The sequence below is a fragment of the Leifsonia sp. TF02-11 genome, from assembly GCF_017565305.1.
In the GTDB taxonomy this organism is placed as follows: domain Bacteria; phylum Actinomycetota; class Actinomycetes; order Actinomycetales; family Microbacteriaceae; genus Leifsonia.
The window spans coordinates 140,316-156,963 of sequence record NZ_JAGEKP010000010.1; the positions used below are offsets into that span (position 1 = coordinate 140,316).

General features: G+C 70.6%; 19 protein-coding genes and 1 tRNA gene. 7 read left to right on the forward strand and 13 right to left on the reverse strand.

What is annotated here, in order from left to right:
* Window positions 1-130 precede the first annotated feature (130 nt).
* A complete protein-coding gene (locus JNB50_RS14805; protein WP_208040954.1) occupies window positions 131-1,339 on the forward strand; it encodes a winged helix-turn-helix domain-containing protein in 1,209 nt (402 codons plus the stop codon).
* Between the two features lie 66 nt (window positions 1,340-1,405).
* The gene (locus tag JNB50_RS14810; protein WP_208040955.1) at window positions 1,406-1,834 is read left to right on the forward strand and encodes a hypothetical protein; all 429 of its coding nucleotides are present in this window, start codon (window positions 1,406-1,408) and stop codon (window positions 1,832-1,834) included.
* A 475-nt stretch (window positions 1,835-2,309) separates the two neighbouring features.
* On the opposite strand, the gene JNB50_RS14815 is transcribed toward JNB50_RS14810, so the two are convergent.
* Window positions 2,310-3,200 (reverse strand): M48 family metalloprotease, encoded by an 891-nt coding sequence (locus JNB50_RS14815; protein WP_208040956.1) that lies wholly within the window; start codon window positions 3,198-3,200, stop codon window positions 2,310-2,312.
* A gap of 7 nt (window positions 3,201-3,207) precedes the next feature.
* A complete protein-coding gene (locus tag JNB50_RS14820) occupies window positions 3,208-3,774 on the reverse strand; it encodes a LemA family protein (protein WP_055915096.1) in 567 nt (188 codons plus the stop codon).
* A 151-nt stretch (window positions 3,775-3,925) separates the two neighbouring features.
* Between JNB50_RS14820 and JNB50_RS14825 the strand changes: the two genes are divergently transcribed.
* From JNB50_RS14825 to JNB50_RS14835, 3 genes are read left to right on the forward strand one after another with little or no spacing between them, the layout of a single operon-like run.
* Window positions 3,926-4,561, forward strand: coding sequence for a TetR family transcriptional regulator (locus JNB50_RS14825; protein ID WP_307794732.1), 636 nt, complete (start codon window positions 3,926-3,928; stop codon window positions 4,559-4,561).
* Between the two features lie 8 nt (window positions 4,562-4,569).
* The gene (locus JNB50_RS14830; RefSeq protein WP_208040957.1) at window positions 4,570-5,409 is read left to right on the forward strand and encodes an ABC transporter ATP-binding protein; all 840 of its coding nucleotides are present in this window, start codon (window positions 4,570-4,572) and stop codon (window positions 5,407-5,409) included.
* On the forward strand, window positions 5,406-6,140 hold the full coding sequence (locus tag JNB50_RS14835; protein WP_208040958.1) for an ABC transporter permease: 735 nt from the start codon (window positions 5,406-5,408) through the stop codon (window positions 6,138-6,140). Before JNB50_RS14830 ends, JNB50_RS14835 begins: the two co-directional genes overlap by 4 nt.
* 91 nt (window positions 6,141-6,231) lie before the next feature.
* Here JNB50_RS14835 and JNB50_RS14840 read toward each other — a convergent pair whose 3' ends face one another.
* The 4 genes from JNB50_RS14840 to JNB50_RS14855 all read right to left on the reverse strand — a co-directional run bounded on the left by JNB50_RS14840 (window position 6,232) and on the right by JNB50_RS14855 (window position 10,929).
* Window positions 6,232-7,560: a D-arabinono-1,4-lactone oxidase gene (locus JNB50_RS14840; protein WP_208040959.1), complete on the reverse strand. Its 1,329-nt coding sequence runs from the start codon at window positions 7,558-7,560 to the stop codon at window positions 6,232-6,234.
* Window positions 7,557-8,831, reverse strand: coding sequence for an amino acid deaminase/aldolase (locus JNB50_RS14845; RefSeq protein WP_208041036.1), 1,275 nt, complete (start codon window positions 8,829-8,831; stop codon window positions 7,557-7,559). Before JNB50_RS14845 ends, JNB50_RS14840 begins: the two co-directional genes overlap by 4 nt.
* An 80-nt stretch (window positions 8,832-8,911) precedes the next feature.
* A complete protein-coding gene (locus JNB50_RS14850; protein ID WP_208040960.1) occupies window positions 8,912-10,168 on the reverse strand; it encodes an MFS transporter in 1,257 nt (418 codons plus the stop codon).
* Window positions 10,165-10,929: a TetR/AcrR family transcriptional regulator gene (locus JNB50_RS14855; protein ID WP_208040961.1), complete on the reverse strand. Its 765-nt coding sequence runs from the start codon at window positions 10,927-10,929 to the stop codon at window positions 10,165-10,167. Before JNB50_RS14855 ends, JNB50_RS14850 begins: the two co-directional genes overlap by 4 nt.
* Before the next feature lie 149 nt (window positions 10,930-11,078).
* Between JNB50_RS14855 and JNB50_RS14860 the strand changes: the two genes are divergently transcribed.
* Window positions 11,079-13,220, forward strand: a complete 2,142-nt coding sequence (locus JNB50_RS14860) for a hypothetical protein (protein WP_208040962.1) — start codon at window positions 11,079-11,081, stop codon at window positions 13,218-13,220.
* A gap of 37 nt (window positions 13,221-13,257) precedes the next feature.
* Here the strand turns inward: JNB50_RS14860 and JNB50_RS14865 are convergent, their stop codons facing one another.
* On the reverse strand, window positions 13,258-13,620 hold the full coding sequence (locus JNB50_RS14865) for a YchJ family protein (RefSeq protein ID WP_208041037.1): 363 nt from the start codon (window positions 13,618-13,620) through the stop codon (window positions 13,258-13,260).
* A 172-nt stretch (window positions 13,621-13,792) separates the two neighbouring features.
* Window positions 13,793-14,191: a VOC family protein gene (locus tag JNB50_RS14870; RefSeq protein ID WP_208040963.1), complete on the reverse strand. Its 399-nt coding sequence runs from the start codon at window positions 14,189-14,191 to the stop codon at window positions 13,793-13,795.
* A 227-nt stretch (window positions 14,192-14,418) separates the two neighbouring features.
* Here JNB50_RS14870 and JNB50_RS14875 point away from each other — a divergent pair.
* A tRNA-Leu gene (locus tag JNB50_RS14875) sits at window positions 14,419-14,492 on the forward strand.
* Window positions 14,493-14,607: 115 nt separating this feature from the next.
* Here the strand turns inward: JNB50_RS14875 and JNB50_RS14880 are convergent.
* The 5 genes from JNB50_RS14880 to JNB50_RS14900 form a co-directional block, all read right to left on the reverse strand.
* Complete coding sequence (locus tag JNB50_RS14880) at window positions 14,608-14,784, reverse strand: hypothetical protein (RefSeq protein ID WP_208040964.1); 177 nt, start codon at window positions 14,782-14,784, stop codon at window positions 14,608-14,610.
* Window positions 14,785-14,840: 56 nt separating this feature from the next.
* Window positions 14,841-15,119 carry a hypothetical protein gene (locus JNB50_RS14885; protein WP_208040965.1) on the reverse strand — a complete coding sequence of 93 codons (279 nt, stop codon included), beginning with the start codon at window positions 15,117-15,119 and terminating at the stop codon, window positions 14,841-14,843.
* Between the two features lie 39 nt (window positions 15,120-15,158).
* Entirely contained in the window at window positions 15,159-15,722 is a 564-nt protein-coding gene (locus JNB50_RS14890) for a dihydrofolate reductase family protein (RefSeq protein ID WP_208040966.1), read from the reverse strand.
* A gap of 114 nt (window positions 15,723-15,836) precedes the next feature.
* On the reverse strand, window positions 15,837-16,283 hold the full coding sequence (locus JNB50_RS14895) for an SRPBCC domain-containing protein (protein ID WP_208040967.1): 447 nt from the start codon (window positions 16,281-16,283) through the stop codon (window positions 15,837-15,839).
* Entirely contained in the window at window positions 16,280-16,645 is a 366-nt protein-coding gene (locus JNB50_RS14900; RefSeq protein ID WP_208040968.1) for a helix-turn-helix transcriptional regulator, read from the reverse strand. Before JNB50_RS14900 ends, JNB50_RS14895 begins: the two co-directional genes overlap by 4 nt.
* Window positions 16,646-16,648 lie beyond the last annotated feature (3 nt).

Sequence of the window (16,648 nt, forward strand, 5' to 3'; positions counted from 1 at the left end):
TGCACGGGTTGGTGGCCGGGCGTTCGACCCGGCTCGACGCCACGCTAGGGAGGCCGGGGTACGCGTGGGCCAGCGGCAGGTAACGCGTCGGTGAACGATCGATGTCGGACCTTGCCGATAGGGTCGACCCGTGGTCGAACAGCTCTCCCCCGCCCTCGCGCGACGCATGGCGCTCTCCGCCCAGGGCTTCGGGAGGCCGCGCCCGGCGGTCGTGGGCACGCGTCAGCTCAACGCTCTGATCGACCGGCTCAACCTGTTGCAGATCGATTCGGTGAACGTGTTCGAGCGCAGCCACTACCTCCCGGCGTTCGCGCGCCTCGGCGCCTACGACCGCGCCCTGCTCGACCGGTTGACGTTCGACGCCCGTGGGCCGCACACCGAGTACTGGGCGCACGAGGCCGCGTTCATGCGCAAAGACGACTGGCCGCTGTTCCGGTGGCGCATGCGCGCCTACCGCGAGCGCTACGGCACCGGCAATGCCTGGTTCGCAGCCAATGAGAGCACGCTGCAGTGGCTGCGCGCCGAGCTCGCCGACAAGGGGCCGCTGGCGGCGAGCGAGATCGAGCACGACGCCAACCGGCGCTCCGGGCCGTGGTGGGGCTGGTCGGAGGTCAAGCGTGCGCTCGAGCGGATGTTCCTGTTCGGCGAGGTCGCGATCGCCGGCCGCACGCGCTTTCAGCGCCGGTACGGTCTGGTCGACGACGTTCTGCCCGCGAGTATCCTCGACCGCACCGTCTCCGATGGCGACGCCATCCGCGAGCTGCTGCGCCGTTCTGCTGTCGCGCACGGCATCGGCACGGCGCGCGACCTGGCCGACTACTACCGGCTGAAGGGTCCGGCGGTGCAGGTCGCCCTCCAGCAGCTCGAAGACGCGGGCGAGCTGATCCCGGTGCAGGTGCGCGGCTGGGAGGGTCCCGGCGGGCGCCCGCTGAAGGTGTGGATGCATCGCGACGCGCGCAAGCCGCGCTCGATCGAAGCGACAGCACTGCTGTCGCCGTTCGACCCGGTCGTCTGGTTCCGCGACCGTGCGCTGCGCATGTTCGGCTTCCACTACCGCATCGAGATCTACACGCCCGCGCCGCAGCGGGTGTACGGCTACTACTCGCTCCCGATCCTGCTCGACGACGAGCTCGTCGGCCGCATCGACCTGAAGAGCGACCGCCAGGCCGGCGTGCTGCGGGTGCAGTCGGCGTGGACCGAGTCGGGGCACTCCGGCCCGATCGCCGAACGTCTTGCCCCGCTGCTGGCGCAGACCGCGGCGTGGCAGGGTCTCGGCGAGGTGCGCGTCGCGGACGGTGCGCGCGGCGACCTCGCGCCGGTGCTCGCCGCGGAGCTCTGAGCCGTCGGAGGCGCACGGGCGACGCCGCTCTCGCGGAGTCGCGGCACGCGGGGGTAAGGTGCGGGCATGAGTTCACCGCTGGAGTATCTGAACGCCGACGGGGCCGATGAGGCCGACTTCGAACAGCCCATGCGCGAGCTCTTCGCCTACCGCGACGGCGACCATTGGCGCGACGGCATCGTCACCGGCGTCAAACGCGGAACCGACGGCCGCGCGCACGTGCAGTTCGACGGCCGCATGTGGGTGACGACCGACGACGTCCGCGAGTCGACGCACTACATCGCCGTCCTGCTGAACCCCGACTCCACGGTCTACGCCGAGGTCATCACCGGCTACCGCGACGGCGCCCCCGCCGACCTCATCCGCGACATCGACGTGGTCGACGGTTCCACCAACGCGGGCACCGAGTGGCGCCCCCTCGACGAGCAGGCCGTGGGAACGCGCGTCCGCTACCGCTACACCGGCACCGCCGAGCTGGAGGCCGCCGAGGCGTAGCCGCGGCGCGCTCACGCGCCTCCCGCCGCGCACCTCCCGCCGCGCCAGCCCCGCACATTCGTCACGAATCCCAACATTCGTGCCACGAATCACGACATTCGTCACGAATGTCGGGGCGCTGAGGCGCCGCCGCTGCGGCGCGCTCACGCGCCAGGGGCGGACATTCGTCACGAATCCCGACATTCGTGGCACGAATCCCGACATTCGTCACGAATCTCCCACTCCCCGTCGCCGCTGTCGCGGCGAGGCCACGCCCCTTCCCGCCCCCACAGATTCGTCACGAATCACGACATTCGTGCCACGAATCACGAGATTCGTGACGAATATCGGGAGGCTGAGGCGGCAACGGCTGCGGCGCGCTCACGCGCGAGGGCGCGGACATTCGTCACGAATCTCGACATTCGTGGCACGAATCGCGAGATTCGTGACGAATGTCGCGTTGCGGCGGCGCCGCGGCGGCGCCGGGGCGCGAGCGTCAGAAGGTGGAGCCCATTTTCTCGAGGCGGTCGACGCGCTCGGGGATGGGCGGGTGGGTCGAGAAGAGGCGGCTCATGAGGCTGGGCTTGAGCGGCTCGGCGATCCAGAGGTGCGCCATGCTGCTGTTCTGGCGGCGCATGGGCTGCGCGTAGTCCTGCAGCTTGAGGAGGGCGCTCGCCAGAGCGTCGGGATGACGCGTGGTCATCGCTCCCGTTGCGTCGGCGAGATACTCGCGCTGGCGGGAGACGGCGAGCTGCACGAGTGTCGCGACCAGCGGGGCGATGATCGCTGCGATGAGGCCCGCGATCAGAACGATCGGGTTGCCGCCGCCGCCGTTGTTGTTGTTGCGGTTGTTGCCGCCGAAGAACGCCATGCGCAGGAAGATGTCGGCGATCAGCCCGATCGCGACCGTGAGGCCGAAGACGATCATCGAGAGCCGGATGTCGTAGTTGCGCACGTGACCGAGCTCGTGCGCCATCACTCCCTCGAGCTCGGCGTCGTTCATGATGTCGAGGAGACCCGTCGTCGCGGCGACGGACGCGTGCTGCGGGTCACGTCCGGTCGCGAACGCGTTGGGGGCGGGGTCGTTGATGATGTAGACCGCCGGCATCGGCGTTCCGGTCGTGATCGAGAGGTTCTCGACGACGTTCCAGAGTCGCGGGTTGTCGGCCTTGGTGATCTGCACGGCGCCGGACATGCTGAGCGCCTGGCTGGAGGCCATGAAGTACTGGAACACGGCGTACACGATCGCGCCGATCCCGACCCAGGCCAGGATCGCCCAGCTGTGGTAGATGACCGAGAACAGCCAGCCGAGCGCACCGATGAGAACCAGGAACAGCAGGATGATGAAGACGGTGTTGCGCTTGTTCCTGGCGATAGCCCTGTACATCGACGACCTAGAACTGCACGCGCGGCGGCTCTGCGATCGCCGCCAGGTTGTCGACCTCGAAGAACTCGCGCTCGCTGAAGCCCAGTCGGCGGGCGAACAGGTTGTTCGGGAAGACCTTGATCTTGGTGTTGAACTCGCGCACGCCGCCGTTGTAGAACCGGCGGGAGGCCTGGATCTTGTCTTCCGTGTCGACCAGGTCGGCCTGCAGCCGCAGGAAGTTCTGGCTCGCCTGCAGCTGCGGGTACGCCTCGGCCACGGCGAAGATGCTCTTCAGGGCCGTCTGCATGTGCCCTTCGGCCACGGACGCCTCACCCGGCGTCTGCGCCGTCAGCGTCTCGGCGCGTGCCTTGGTCACGGACTCGAAGACCCCGCGCTCGTGCGCGGCGTAGCCCTTGACCGTCTCGATCAGGTTGGGGATGAGGTCGGCACGGCGCTTGAGCTGCACCGTGATGTCGCTCCACGCCTCGTCGACCCGGACCTTCAGGGTGACCAGCGAGTTGTATGTGGCCCAGAAGTAGATTCCGATGATCGCGACGAGCACGACGACGATGATGACCGGAATGAGCCATTCCATTGCGGGAACTCCTAAGCCTCTGGGCGCTGATCGACGGCGCTGACAGCATCCTAACGGGCGCGGATGCGCCTCCCACTGCCTTCCCACCACTCTCGAAGCAAGCGCAATGCGGATGGACAGCGCACGGGTGCCCGGGTGCACAATTGCTGACGTGAGCGAGACCGTCGAACGCCGCAGACGCGGACGCCCGCGCAAGGAGCGCGGGGCGGCCTCCACGCGTTCGGCCATCGTCCGGGCCGCCGCCGACGAGTTCACCGAGCGCGGCTACGAGGCCGCGTCGCTGCGCGCCGTCGCCCGTCGCGCCGGTGTCGACTCCGCGCTCGTCCACCACTACTTCGACGACAAGGCAGACCTCTTCGCTGCGACCCTCGAAGCTCCGCTGCGTCCGGATCGTGTGCTGGACATCGTGCTCGGCGCCCCGCGGGAGGCTGTGGGCGAGACCCTCGTGCGCTACCTGCTCACCCAGTTGGAGGACGAACGCGCCGCCGGGCGCATGGTGCTCATCCTGCGCACTGCGCTCGGGAGCGGAGCGGGAACCCGGATGCTGCGCGAGTTCCTCACCAGGGAGGTGTTCACGCGCCTGGCCGCGCTCGCCCACACCGACGATGCCGACCTGCGCGCCGACCTGGCCGCATCCCAGGTCGCCGGGCTGCTGATGACGCGGTACGCCCTGAAGCTCCAGCCGATCGCGACCGCTACTCCCGACGAGCTCGCGCGCCGGGTGGGTCCGGTGATCCAGTGGCATCTCTTCGGCGATCTTGACGGAGGGGCCGGACCGGGCGAATAATTCATCACATGATGAATTCGGGCGATGCCGCCGTCGTGATCGAGCGCCTGCGGGTGCGCCGCGGGCGCACGACGGTGCTCGACGGCCTCGACCTGAGCATCCCGCGCGGGCAGGTCGTCGGCCTCCTCGGGCCGAGCGGCTGCGGCAAGACGACGCTGATGCGGTCGATCGTCGGCGTGCAGCGGGTGGCGGGAGGCCGGGTGGAGGTGCTCGGCCAGCCGGCGGGATCCGCCACGCTGCGCCACCGGGTCGGCTACGTGACCCAGGCCGCGAGCGTGTACGAAGATCTGACCGTCCGGCAGAACCTCGCCTACTTCCGCCGCGTGCTCGGCGCGGGCAGAGACGACGTCGAGCGGGCGATCGACGCGACCGACCTGGGAGCGAACGCCGGCCAACTGGTCTCCACGCTCTCCGGCGGACAGCGGAGCCGCGTCTCGCTGGCCGCCGCCCTGCTGGGCTCCCCCGACCTCCTGGTGCTCGACGAGCCGACGGTCGGGCTCGACCCGCTGCTGCGCGTCGAGCTGTGGTCGCTGTTCCACCGGCTCGCCGACGGCGGCACCAGCCTCCTGATCTCGAGCCATGTGATGGACGAGGCGACGCGCTGCGACCGGCTGCTGTTGATGCGCGAGGGCGCGATCCTCGCCGACACCACGCCGGACGAGCTGTTGGCCGAGACCGGCGCCGCCGATGCGGAGGGCGCGTTCCTCACGCTGCTGCGCCGGCACCATCCGCGCCACGCCCTGGATGGGGCAGCTACCGACAAGCCAGCACCCGACGAGCCGGCACCCGAGGACCCCGCACCCCGCGAGCCGAAACCGGGCGCGAGCGACGAGGAGGCCGCCCGATGAACGCCGCCCGCACCCTCGCCACGACCGCGCGCGTCCTCACGCAGATCCGGCACGACCCGCGCACGATCGGCCTGTTGGTGGTCGTCCCGAGCCTCCTGATCGGACTGGTCGCCTGGATCTTCACGGACACCGACGTCTTCGCCACGATCGGCCCGGCGATGCTGGCACTCTTCCCGTTCGTCGTCATGTTCCTGGTGACGAGCATCACCACACTCCGCGAACGGCGCACCGGCACCTTGGAGCGCCTGCTGTCGATGCCGCTCGGCAAAGGCGACTTCATCCTCGGCTACACGCTGGCGTTCGGGCTGCTCGCCGTGATCCAGTCGCTGGTCGCCTCGGGCTACGCGATCTGGGTGTGCGGGCTGACGATCAAGGGCGACGCGTGGCTTCTGGTCGCTGTGGCCGTGACCGACGCCGTGCTCGGCAGCACGCTGGGGCTGTTCGCGAGCGCCTTCGCGCGCACCGAGTTCCAGGTGGTGCAGTTCATGCCGGCGATCGTGTTCCCGCAGATCCTGCTCGGCGGCATCTTCCTCCCCCGCGACCAGCTCCCCGCCGGGCTCAAGGAGATCAGCGACTGGCTGCCGCTGTCGCACGCGGTCGACGCCCTCAACGCCGTCGCGACGAATTCGCACGACGCCGCCTACGTGGGAGGCCAGCTCCTGATCATCGGCGCGTTCGCCGTGGGTGCCGTCGTCGTCGGTGCCCTCACCCTCCAGCGCCGCACCTCTTAGCAGCCAGCCATCGGTTCCTCACTTCCTCCCCCTCCAGACCGGTGTGTCGCGGGAGGAAGTGAGGAATCGATGGCTGGGCGACGGGAGGGCGTCAGGGGCCGAGGACGCGGCGGAGGTACGCGTTCTCGAAGCGGCGGTCGGGATCGAGGCGGTCGCGGACGGCGAGGAAGTCGTCGAAGCGCGGGTACGTCTCGCGCAGCGACTCCGCGTCGCGGTAGTGCATCTTGCCCCAGTGCGGCCGGCCGTCGTGGGCCGCCATGATCTCCTCCACCGCGGTGAAGTACTCGGTCGGGTCCTCCCGGTAGTACCTGTGCACCGCGATGTACCCGGTCTCGCGCCCGTACGCCGTCGACAGCCAGTTGTCGTCGGCCGCCGCCGATCGCACCTCGATGGGGAACGAGATGCGCCAGCCGCGGCGCTCGATGAGCGCCTTCACCTCGGCGAGCGCCTCGGGCACCGCCTCCCGAGGGATCGCGTACTCCATCTCCCGGAAGCGCACCGTCCGGTTCGTCACGAACACGCGCGGCGAGTGGTCGGTGAAATCGCGGTTCCCGGTGAGGCGTTGCGCGAGACGGCTGAAGGGCGGGATGATCGCCGGCGTCAGCGTGCCCACGGCGCACACGCCCCGGTACACGCCGTTGGCGAGAAGCTCGTCGTCGACCCAACGGCCGGCGGCCGACAGCGGAGCACGCTGTTCGGTGAGCGGCAGCCGGGTGTTCGTCTTGGTGAGCCCGGTCTCGGTGTGCGGGAACCAGTAGAACTCGAAGTGATCCTCCGCCGCCGAGCGTTCCAGGTAGCTGTCGAGCACCTGCCGCAGCGGCTCCGGTCGCTCGACCGCCTTCAGCAGGTAGCCGGGAACGCACTGCAGCGTGATGTCCACGAGCACGCCGAGCGCACCGAGGCCGAGGCGCACGGCGGGCAGCAGCTCGGGGTTCTCGTCCTCGCTGACCGTCAGCAGCTCTCCGGAGCCGGTCACGAGCGTCACTGCGACGATCTGCGTGGCGAGCCCGCCGAACGCGCCCCCGGTGCCGTGCGTGCCCGTGGAGGTCGCACCCGCGATGGTCTGCCGGTCGATGTCTCCCATGTTCTGCAGTGCCAGGCCGTACGGGCGCAGCAGCCGCGGCAGCTGATGGAGGTGCGTGCCCGCTGCGAGGCGCACCCGGCTGCGCTCGAGGTCCACGTCGAGGACGCCGCTGACGTCGGCGAGGTCGAGCAGCACTCCCGGGGCCACCGCGATGCCGGTGAAGCTGTGGCCGGCACCGACCGCCTTGACCCGCATCCCCTGCTTCGCCGCTGCGGCGACCGCGCGCTGCACGGCCTCGGCGTCGCGCGGGCGTTCGACGCGCTGCGGCCGGACGGACTCGCTCCGGCCCCAGTTGTGCCAGACGCCGTTGCGCCAGACCGCGCCGGTCGCCGTCACAGGAAGACCTTCCCTTCGCCGCGGTAGCTCGGCACGGTGCCGACGACAGCGGCCCGGCCGTCGACGACGTCGACGAGGTGGAAGTCGTTCACGTGTTCGCTCAGCTCGCCGGACTTCGTGTGCCGCAGCCAGACCCGGTCCCCGACGCGCAGGATCCCTGCGGTGGCCCCCGTCACCGGGGTCTGCACCTCGCCGGCCATCTCGCGGTCGACCATCGACAGGCCGGTCGGCCACTCGATCTTCGGGAGGCGGTCGGGTCCGGGCGGCCCGGACGCGATCCAGCCACCACCGAGCAGGGTTGCCGTGCGCTCGTCTGGACGGCGCACCACCGAGAGGGCGAACGACGCGGCCGGCGCCGGCCGGAACCCGCGGTAGGTGTCGAACAGGTGGCCGCCCAACAGCCCGCTGCCCGCCGCGATCTCGGTGACGGACGGGTCGGAGGCGGTGAACTCCAGCGAGCCCGTGCCTCCGCCGTTCACGAACTCCAGATCGGCGAGGGCGCGTACCGCGGCGACCGCTTCCCCGCGGCGTGCGAGCAGCTCCTCCTGCGAGTTCTTCTGCATCCAGCGCAGGGTCGCACCCCAGGCCGGCCGCCCTGGCGGGTTGTCGCCCTGACCGGCGATCTGCGCCTCGTAACCCATCATGCCGACCAGCGCGAAGCCCGGCCGGCGCACGATCGCCTCGGCGACCTCCCGGACAGCCTGGGCGCTGTGCAGCGGCGAGCGGTAGACGCCGATGTGCCCGAGCACGGGAGCGTCCCAGGACGAGTCCAGCTCGAGGCAGAGCCGGATGGTCGCGCGCTCCGCGGGCGGGACGACGGCGTCGATCAGGTCGAGGTGGGCGACCGAGTCGACCATCAGGGTCACGCGCGCGGCGAGTTCTGGAGAGGCGGCGAGCCGTGCGATCGCGCCGCGGTCGGCCGTCGGGTAGCCGACGACGACGTCCTCGATCGGCGCGTGCCCGGCGTCGCCCTCGGCCAGCCACAGAGCTTCGGGGAGGGTGTATGCCAGCACGCCGGCGTACCCGGGCAGTGCGAGCACCGCATCCAGAACGGAGCGCACGCGCACCGACTTGGAGGCGACGCGGATGGGCTTGCCGCCTGCGCGGCGCAGCATGTCGTGGGTGTTGTGGCGGAGGGCCGGGAGGTGCAGCACGCCGTAGGCCGGGTCGAGGCGCGCCGTCGCGACGGTGAGCGCCGGCCAGAAGACGTCGGGCGTGGTCCAGGTGCGCTCGGGCGGCGCCGGCTTGGTGGACAGGTCGATCGGGTTCACGGGGTCCTTCTGTCGGGTCTGGCTCGTGGCTGCCTTCGTCGGAGCGGGCGCCTTCGGCGAAGCGGGCGTCGCGCGCGGCATCAGCGCACCGCCTTCACGCGCGAGACGGCGATGGCCCCTGCGAAGGCGAACACGCCGGAGAGCACGAACAGGCCGACGAATCCGCCGAGTGCGGCCACGATCGCGGCGCCGAACAGCGGGGCCATCGCCTGCGGCACGGCCGTGGCGATGTTCATGATGCCGAGGTCCTTGCCGCGGTTCTCCGGGTCGGGCAGCACCTGCGTCGCGAGCGCCTGGTCGACGGAGAGGAAGCAGCCGTAGCCGAGACCGAGCAGGCCGGCGGCGACCATCGCCACCGTCAGCTCCGGCACGAAGGCCAGCAGCAGGGCAGCGACGCCCTGCAGCGCCGAGGAGATGAAGACGAAGGCTTTGCGCCTCCCGAGCCGGTCGGACAGGCGCCCGAGAGCGAGGGAGGCGATGATCACGAACACCATGTAGATGAGGATCAGCACCAGCAGGTCGTCGTCGGCGTGTTTGTCGTGGAGGCCGAACTCCAGGAAGTAGAGCAGCAGCGAGGTCCCGAAGGCGTTGCCGAAGTTCACCAGCACCCGGCTGAGCAGCGTCCAGCCGAAGTCGGGATGCTCGCGCGGGCTGATCCACAGTCCCTCGATGATGCCGCGGAACGTCATCCTCTCGCGCAGGTGCGCGGGGAGCACCGCGTCGGGCAGGAACAGGAACGGCACGACGAGCACGATCAGCAGCACGGCCATGGCGGTGTAGCCGAGCAGCGCCCCGACGAACACGTAAGTCACCAGCGAGACGCCCAGGATGATCCCGATCGCCTGCGGAGCGCTGATCCACCCGGAGACGAAGCCGCGCTGATCCACCGGCACCTGGTCGGAGATCGTCGCGGTGAGCGCGGCGGTGAGCACGCAGAAGCCGGTGAGCGCCAGAGACCAGAACACGCCGATCCCCACCATCGTCGTCTGCAGGCCGAGCAGCACGAGCGAGACCGCGAACAGCAGCGCGCCGCCGGCGATCCACGGGCGACGGCGGCCGAAGCGGCTGGTCGTGCGGTCGGACAGCGCACCCGTGAGCGGGTACGCGACGATGGCGCACACCCCCGAGATGCCGGAGATGATCCCGAAAGCGATGACGTTGTCGACCCAGTAGTCCGTGTGCAGCTGGGCCTGCACCTGGTCGGGCAGGAGCTTCTGGATGGGCGCGAGCTGCGCCATCCAGACGCCGAGCCAGGCGATGGCGAAGGCGGCGATCCAGCGGCCGGGGATGCGCCGAGTGGGTTCGGCGAAGACCGCCGGCGTCGAGGTGTTGGTCATCGTGCACCTGCGTTCGGGTTGGGGAGGAGGGAGCCGGCGGCATCGTCGCCGTCGGTGAGGTCTGCGGTTGCCGGGTCTGCGGTCGCCGGGTCTGCGAGCGCCGGGTCTGCGAGCGCCGGGTCTGCGGTCGCCGGGTCTGCGAGCGCCGGGTCTGCGGTTACCGGGTCTGCGAGGGCGGCGAGCGCGTCCGCCGCGAAGTCGAGCGCGCGCTCGGCCGCAGCGTCGTCGCGGGTGACGAGCCAGGCGATCGTGACGCCGTCGGTGAGGGTCACCAGGAGGCGCGCGATCTCGGTGACCGGGCGGTTCCAGACGCTGCCGGTGAGCTCTGCGGCGTCGCGCGCCGCCCGCGCGGCCAGCTCGTAGTAGCGGTCGTACTGCCGCTGCGCCAGCGGTGCGAACCCGGGCTCCCGCAACGCCCATTGGGTCAGCTCGAACATGGCCTTCTCGCGATCGGGGGCAGCGCGGACCCCGTCGAAGTAGTGCTGGAGACCGGAGCGGATCGCGGCGCGGAGACCGATGGGCGCACGGGCGGCGTCGAGCGCCGGCTCGAGGTCGGACTGCTCGCTGGAGACGACGACGTTGACCAGTTCGGCCATGAGCTCGTCGCGCGACGCGAAGACGTAGTGGAAGCTGGCGAGCGACATCCCGGCCTCGCCCACGATCCTGCGGGTCGTGGCGGCGGCCACGCCGTCGCGTGCGATCACCCGGAGAGCCGCCTGCACGAGTGCCGCACGGCGGTCCGCTGGGGGGATGCGCGTCATCGGAGCTCCTCGCGGTGCCGGTTCGCGCGTCGTCGCGCGAAGTGGGACAGTTGACCCACTTGACAGTATGCCGCAAATCCGGCTCGGTGGTTTGACATGCGCGTGTCGGCCCCCTGGAATGGGGTGGAATGCGGGTATTTACGTCTGACGTGTCTCCACCAGTCCGGCCGCGGGGGTCGACCGGACGGCTCGTCGCTGCCCTGATCAGCCTGCTGCTGGCGGTCGCGGCGACCGCAGCGACCGCAGCCCCCGCTTCTGCCGCCTCCACGGAAGCGACCACGCGCACCGCCCGCACCGACACCGCACCTCCGAAGTCTCCCAGCCTGGCCCCCGGCGACGCGTCCTCCGGCACGCCGACGCCCACCCCGACCCCGGGGCCGCCGCAGCTCGACCCGCTCCCCAGCCGCCTCATCACCAGCCTGCCGCTGAGGGTCTCCGGCACCGCCGACCCGGGCGAGGTCATCGACATCTCCGGCGGATCCTCCACCAACGCCGACTCGAACTGCACGGCCACCGCCGGCGACGACGGCCGATTCCGATGTGCAATCCAGCGCCTCCCCGACGGCCCCGGAGTGCCGGTGCGTGCGCAGTCGCGCAGCACGGGCCTCACCGACAGCGGACGGGTGGACGTCCTCTCGCCGCCCGTGATCACCTCGGCCGACGGCGGCACCACCGGCGGCGGGATCCGCGGAACGGCCTACCCGGGCGCGACCGTCACGGTCACCGCCGACACCGGAGACTCCTGCTCCTTCCCCGCGGACAGCTCCGGCAGCTGGGGCTGCGTCATCGCCGGGCTCCGCGACGGCTCGCACACGGTCAGCGCGACGCAGGTGGCACCGTTCTCGTCCACCCGCTCCGCGGCGAGCCGGACGATCACGGTGGTCGTCGACACCGTTGCGCCCGCCGCGCCGACGTTGACCTCTCCCGCACCGGGCACCTCGGCGGCGGCCGGGCAGCCGATCGCGTTCGGCGGCGCGGGCGAGGCCGGCGCCACCGTGACCGTCTACGCGAACACGTCGCGCGGAACCACCGTGGCCTGCACGGCGACCGTCAGTGGCACCGCGTGGTCGTGCGGCGCCGCGCTGCAACCCGGCGACTATCTCGCGTCCGCGCTGCAGCGCGACGCGGCGGGCAACGTGAGCGCGGGCAGCAACGCGGTCGCGATCTCGGTGGAGGCAGCGGCCGTCGCGCCGCCGGCCACCCGCAAGCCCTCCCCCTCCGCGACGCCGGCGCCCGCCCAGCCGGCACCGCCAGCAGCAACACCGCCGTCGCCCTCGGCGCCGGGACACGCGCAGACCAGGGGCTGGACCGACACCCCGTTCAGCACGGCCTCGGCTCCCGTCGTCAGCGCTGCCGCCATGCCCGGCTGGCTGCGTTCCGTGGGCCTCGCGGTCGCCGCGCTCCTGTTGCTCGTACTGCCGGCGCGACTGCTGGTCGCCGCCCTCTCCCGCCCGCGCGAGCCACGGGGCAGCCGTGCGTCGATCTTCGGCCGGAACCGGGCTCGGTCGGAGCTCGGCGAGGCCGACGCCCTGCTCGGCGGCGCGCACACCGCCTCCACGCCCGGATCGCAGCCGGTCTGGATGGCGCCGCTGGTCGGCGTCACCGCGGCCGCCCTCGTCACCCTCTCGACCTCGGTCCAGGACGCCTCGGCCTACCTGAGACTGCTCGCGGCCGTCGCGCTCGCTGTCGTCGGCGTCAATGCGATCTGGCTGCTCGCAGCGCGCGGGATGACGCGGCAGCTCGGCCTGTCGCCGGCGCAGCCCATCCTGCGTCCGTGGCTCCTGGTCGTCGTCGCCGCGACCGCACTCGGCTCCCGGTTCATCGGACTCGAGCCGGCGCTGCTGTTCGGCCTCGTGGTGGGGGCGGCGCTCCCGGAGGCCGCCGGCCGGATCGCGCGGGGCCGCACGGCCGCGGTGCAGCTGTCCGCCGTCGCCGCCTTCGGCGTCCTGGCCTGGCTGGTGGTCGGCGTGCTGCCCTCGCCGTCCGGCGACATCTCCGCGTTCGTGCGAGAGCTCGCCAACTCGATCGCCCTCATCGCGATCGGGTCGACGGCGATCGCACTCCTGCCGTTCGGCGGGCTCGCCGGTCGGGCCGTCCTGCGCTGGTCGCGACCGCTCTGGCTGGGGATGGCCCTAGTGGTGTATACGGTGCTCTTCGCGCTACTGCTGCCCGTCGCCTCCCTGGTGCAGGCCGGAAGCGGGATGGTCGCCGTGGTCGTGGCCGCGCTGGTCTTCGCGGTGCTGAGCGTGTCGGTGTGGCTGTGGGAGCGGTACGTCGAACCGGCGCGCTGACGCCGCTGCCCTCAGCGACGCCGATGCCGATGCCGACTCAGAGGGCGGCCACGTAGAACCAGTCGCGGCCCTCCTTGACGAAGCGGGAAGTCTCCGTGAGCGCGCCCCGCTCTGCGCCCTTGTAGTGGGCGGTGAACGCGACGACGCCGTCGCGGTCGAACGGACCGCCCCGCTGGGTCGCATCGATGTCGAGCCGATACCAGCGCAGCCCGTCGTCCAGGTCGAGCGTCGCCGGCCGCGTGGACCGATGCCAGCTGCGCAGCAGGTAGTCGACGTCACCGAGCGCGAAAGCACTGAACCGCGATCGCATCAACCGCTCGGCCGTCGGCGCGGGAGCACCGCCATGGAGCGGGCCGCAGCAGTTCGCGTAGGTCTCGCCGCTTCCGCAGGGGCATCGCATGTCGGTCACTCCCCCGAGCCTAACGGCGCAGGCATAAGGCGACCCGGCCGGAGCCTTACGTCGGGGGATCTCGGGCTCCAGCCGGGTCGGAGGACACCTCACCAGAAAGGGTGTCTGAACCCAGTGTGCACGACCAGGGTGGGTGAGGCCTTTGGAGGGTCTGAACGTCCTCTCAGTGCGCGGCGGCGTCGCCGGCGGCCGACTCTCCCGCCGCCACGACGCAGAACCGGTTGCCGTCGGGATCGGCGAGCACGAGATAGTCGGCGCTCTCCTCGTACTCCCACTCGACGTCGGACGCACCCAGCCCCCGAAGTCGGTCGGCCTCCGCACCCTGATCGTCGGCGTAGAGGTCGAGGTGGTGCCGCGGCGACGGGTTCGCCTCGGTGCCGACCAGCTTGAGCGCGAGCCGCGGGCCGGTGCCGGTCCCGGTCCCGGTCCCGGTCGTCGGCGCGAGGAGCGCCCAATCGACGTCCGGCTCGTACAGCGGCCCGTAGCCGAGCGCCGCCGACCAGAACTCCACAGCCCTCGGGATGTCGCGAACTCCCCACACGATGGAACCGATCCGGATCATGACCCCACCCTCCGCCGATGGGCACGCGACGGCAAGGGGCGCGTGGCCGCCGCACCGTATATGGTTGGAACCATGGAAGGCGTGCTGATCGGATTCATCTGGACTGTCGTCATCGTCGGCGGTGCGCTCGCGCTCGCCGCCGTGGTGCAGATGGCGAAGGCACCCTACAAGAACCGCTGATCCGCGCGGGCGGTCCCGCCCCTCCGATCGGTACTCCGAGCCGCTCGGCCCCCATAGCCCAATTGGCAGAGGCAGGCGACTTAAAATCGCCCGAGTGTGGGTTCGAGTCCCACTGGGGGCACTTTCCATCCGGTCGAGGGTCGCACCTCGCTGAGCTCCGTCGGCGGATCGACGAGCTTACCGAGAAACTGGCCGCGCCCTCAGGCGTACGCATCCCGCCCGCGCAGTGCGGCCCGCTACTCGCGGATCTGCGAAGGAGTCGAGCCGTTCGTCTCCGCGTGGTGTTTCCGCAACGCGGACAGAACCGCGCTGCGGATGACCGCCCACGTGATCAGCAGGCTCACCGCCGCGACAATCAGCCCGATGAGGAGGGAGTAGATGAACCCCAACGCCGCGATGCCGGAAGAAGTCATTACGGCAGCGTACTGGCTCCGGTCGACCGAGCAGAAGCACGCGGACGGGGGGTGGCTTACTCCCCGACGTGCACCTTCGCCGCACTGGCACGGTGGAGTACGAACGTCGTCAGCGCCAGGGCGATGCCGACGAGCGCCATGACTCCGCTGGCCGTGGCCCACGCGGAACTCGAATTGACGACTTCGATGCCGCCTGACAGGGTCGTCGTGGTCGACGCCATGGAGTAGATGGCCCAGAGCCCTCCGCCGATCAACGCGAGAACGCCGCCGAGGAAGTAGCCGAGTTTCACCAGTCCTCCGTCGACCTCGCGCCTCGCGCCGTCCCTGTCCGTCACAGCATCGAGCCTACCGGCGCCGGGCACGCAGGCAACCCCTCACCGCACCACGTCGTACACCAGCTTCTGCACACCGTTCCCGTACACGTCGTGCTCGACCACGTCGAGCTTCACGGTCGCGTGCGCGGAGTCGCTGAAGAGTCGTGCGCCCTCGCCCAGCAGCAGCGGGAAGACCAGGAGGTGGTAGCGGTCGACCAGGTCGGCGTCCGCCAGAGCGCGGGCCAGTTCGAGGCTGCCGTGGACGATGATCGGGCCGCCGTCGCCGTTCTTGAGCTCGGCGACCTCGTCGAGCGAGTGGAGGATCGTGGCCGGCCAGCGCTCGTCGTCGTGGTCGAGCGTCGTCGAGACGACGTAGCGGGGCATCGCGTTGTAGCCGGCGAACTCCTTCATCGACGGCCAGACCGGGGCGAACAGCTCGTAGCTGGTGCGACCGAGCAGAACAGCCGTCGACTCCTCCTGCTCGCGGCCCTTGAGCTCGTAGGCGGCCGGGTCGAACTCGACGCCGCTGAATGTCCAGCCGGCATTGCGGTACGCGGCGTCGTCGCCGGGCGCCTGGGCGACGCCATCTGCCGAGACGAAGGCGGAGACGATGAGGGTGCGCATGATGAGTCCTTTCGTGATATCGACGGCCGATCCGTCGTGTATACAACCTACAGGTTCTGAACCAATTAGTTCAATACGCTGGACGCAGAGTAGAACCCTGCTCCGCGGCCCCGGTCAGCCCTCCGCGATCTCCGCCAGCACGTCGAGGAAGGTCTGCCAGCCGGCGATGGTGCCGCGGCGCTGCTCGTCGGTGAAGCCCGGCGTCTGCTGCGTCATCCGCAGGCGTGTGCCCGTGGGCGTCGGCGTGAGCTCCACTGTGAGCACCGCCCGCTCGCCCGCAGAGGGACGGTCGGTGAGCGTCATCACCAAGCGGGAGGGCGGATCGACCTCCACGAACTCGCCGGCCCAGTCGATCGTGTTCCCGTCGGGGAGCACCATCATCGCCGACCACGCCCGTCCGGGTTCCGCGCGGTAGTCGAGGCCGTCGAGCGGCATCTGGACCTCCCGTCCGCCGAACCACCGGGCGAACGACTCCGGTGTGGTCCACGCCGCGAAGACCGCGGCGGGCGGCGCAGCGAACTCGCGTTCGATCTCGATGCCGTCCTCGGTGATGCCGGTCATTCCGCGTCCTTGTCGTCCGACTCCTGGTCACGGGCGATCGAGGCGGCGAGGAAGTCATCGAGAGCGTCGAAGCTGTCGCCCCAGAACACCCGGTAGTCGTCGATCCAAGCGGACGCGGCAGCAAGGGGTCGCGCATCGAGCATCGCCGGACGATACTGCGCATCCCTGCCACGCGACACCAGACCGGCGCCCTCGAGCACGCGCAAGTGCTTGGAGACCGCGGTGAAACTCATGTCGAACGGGGCGGCGAGATCACCGACGTTCGCCGAGCCGCGGGTCAACCGCGCCAGGATGGCACGCCGCGTCGGGTCCGCCAGCGCCGCGAACGTGCGACTCAGCGGGTCCTCCACCGTCTTCGTCATGAG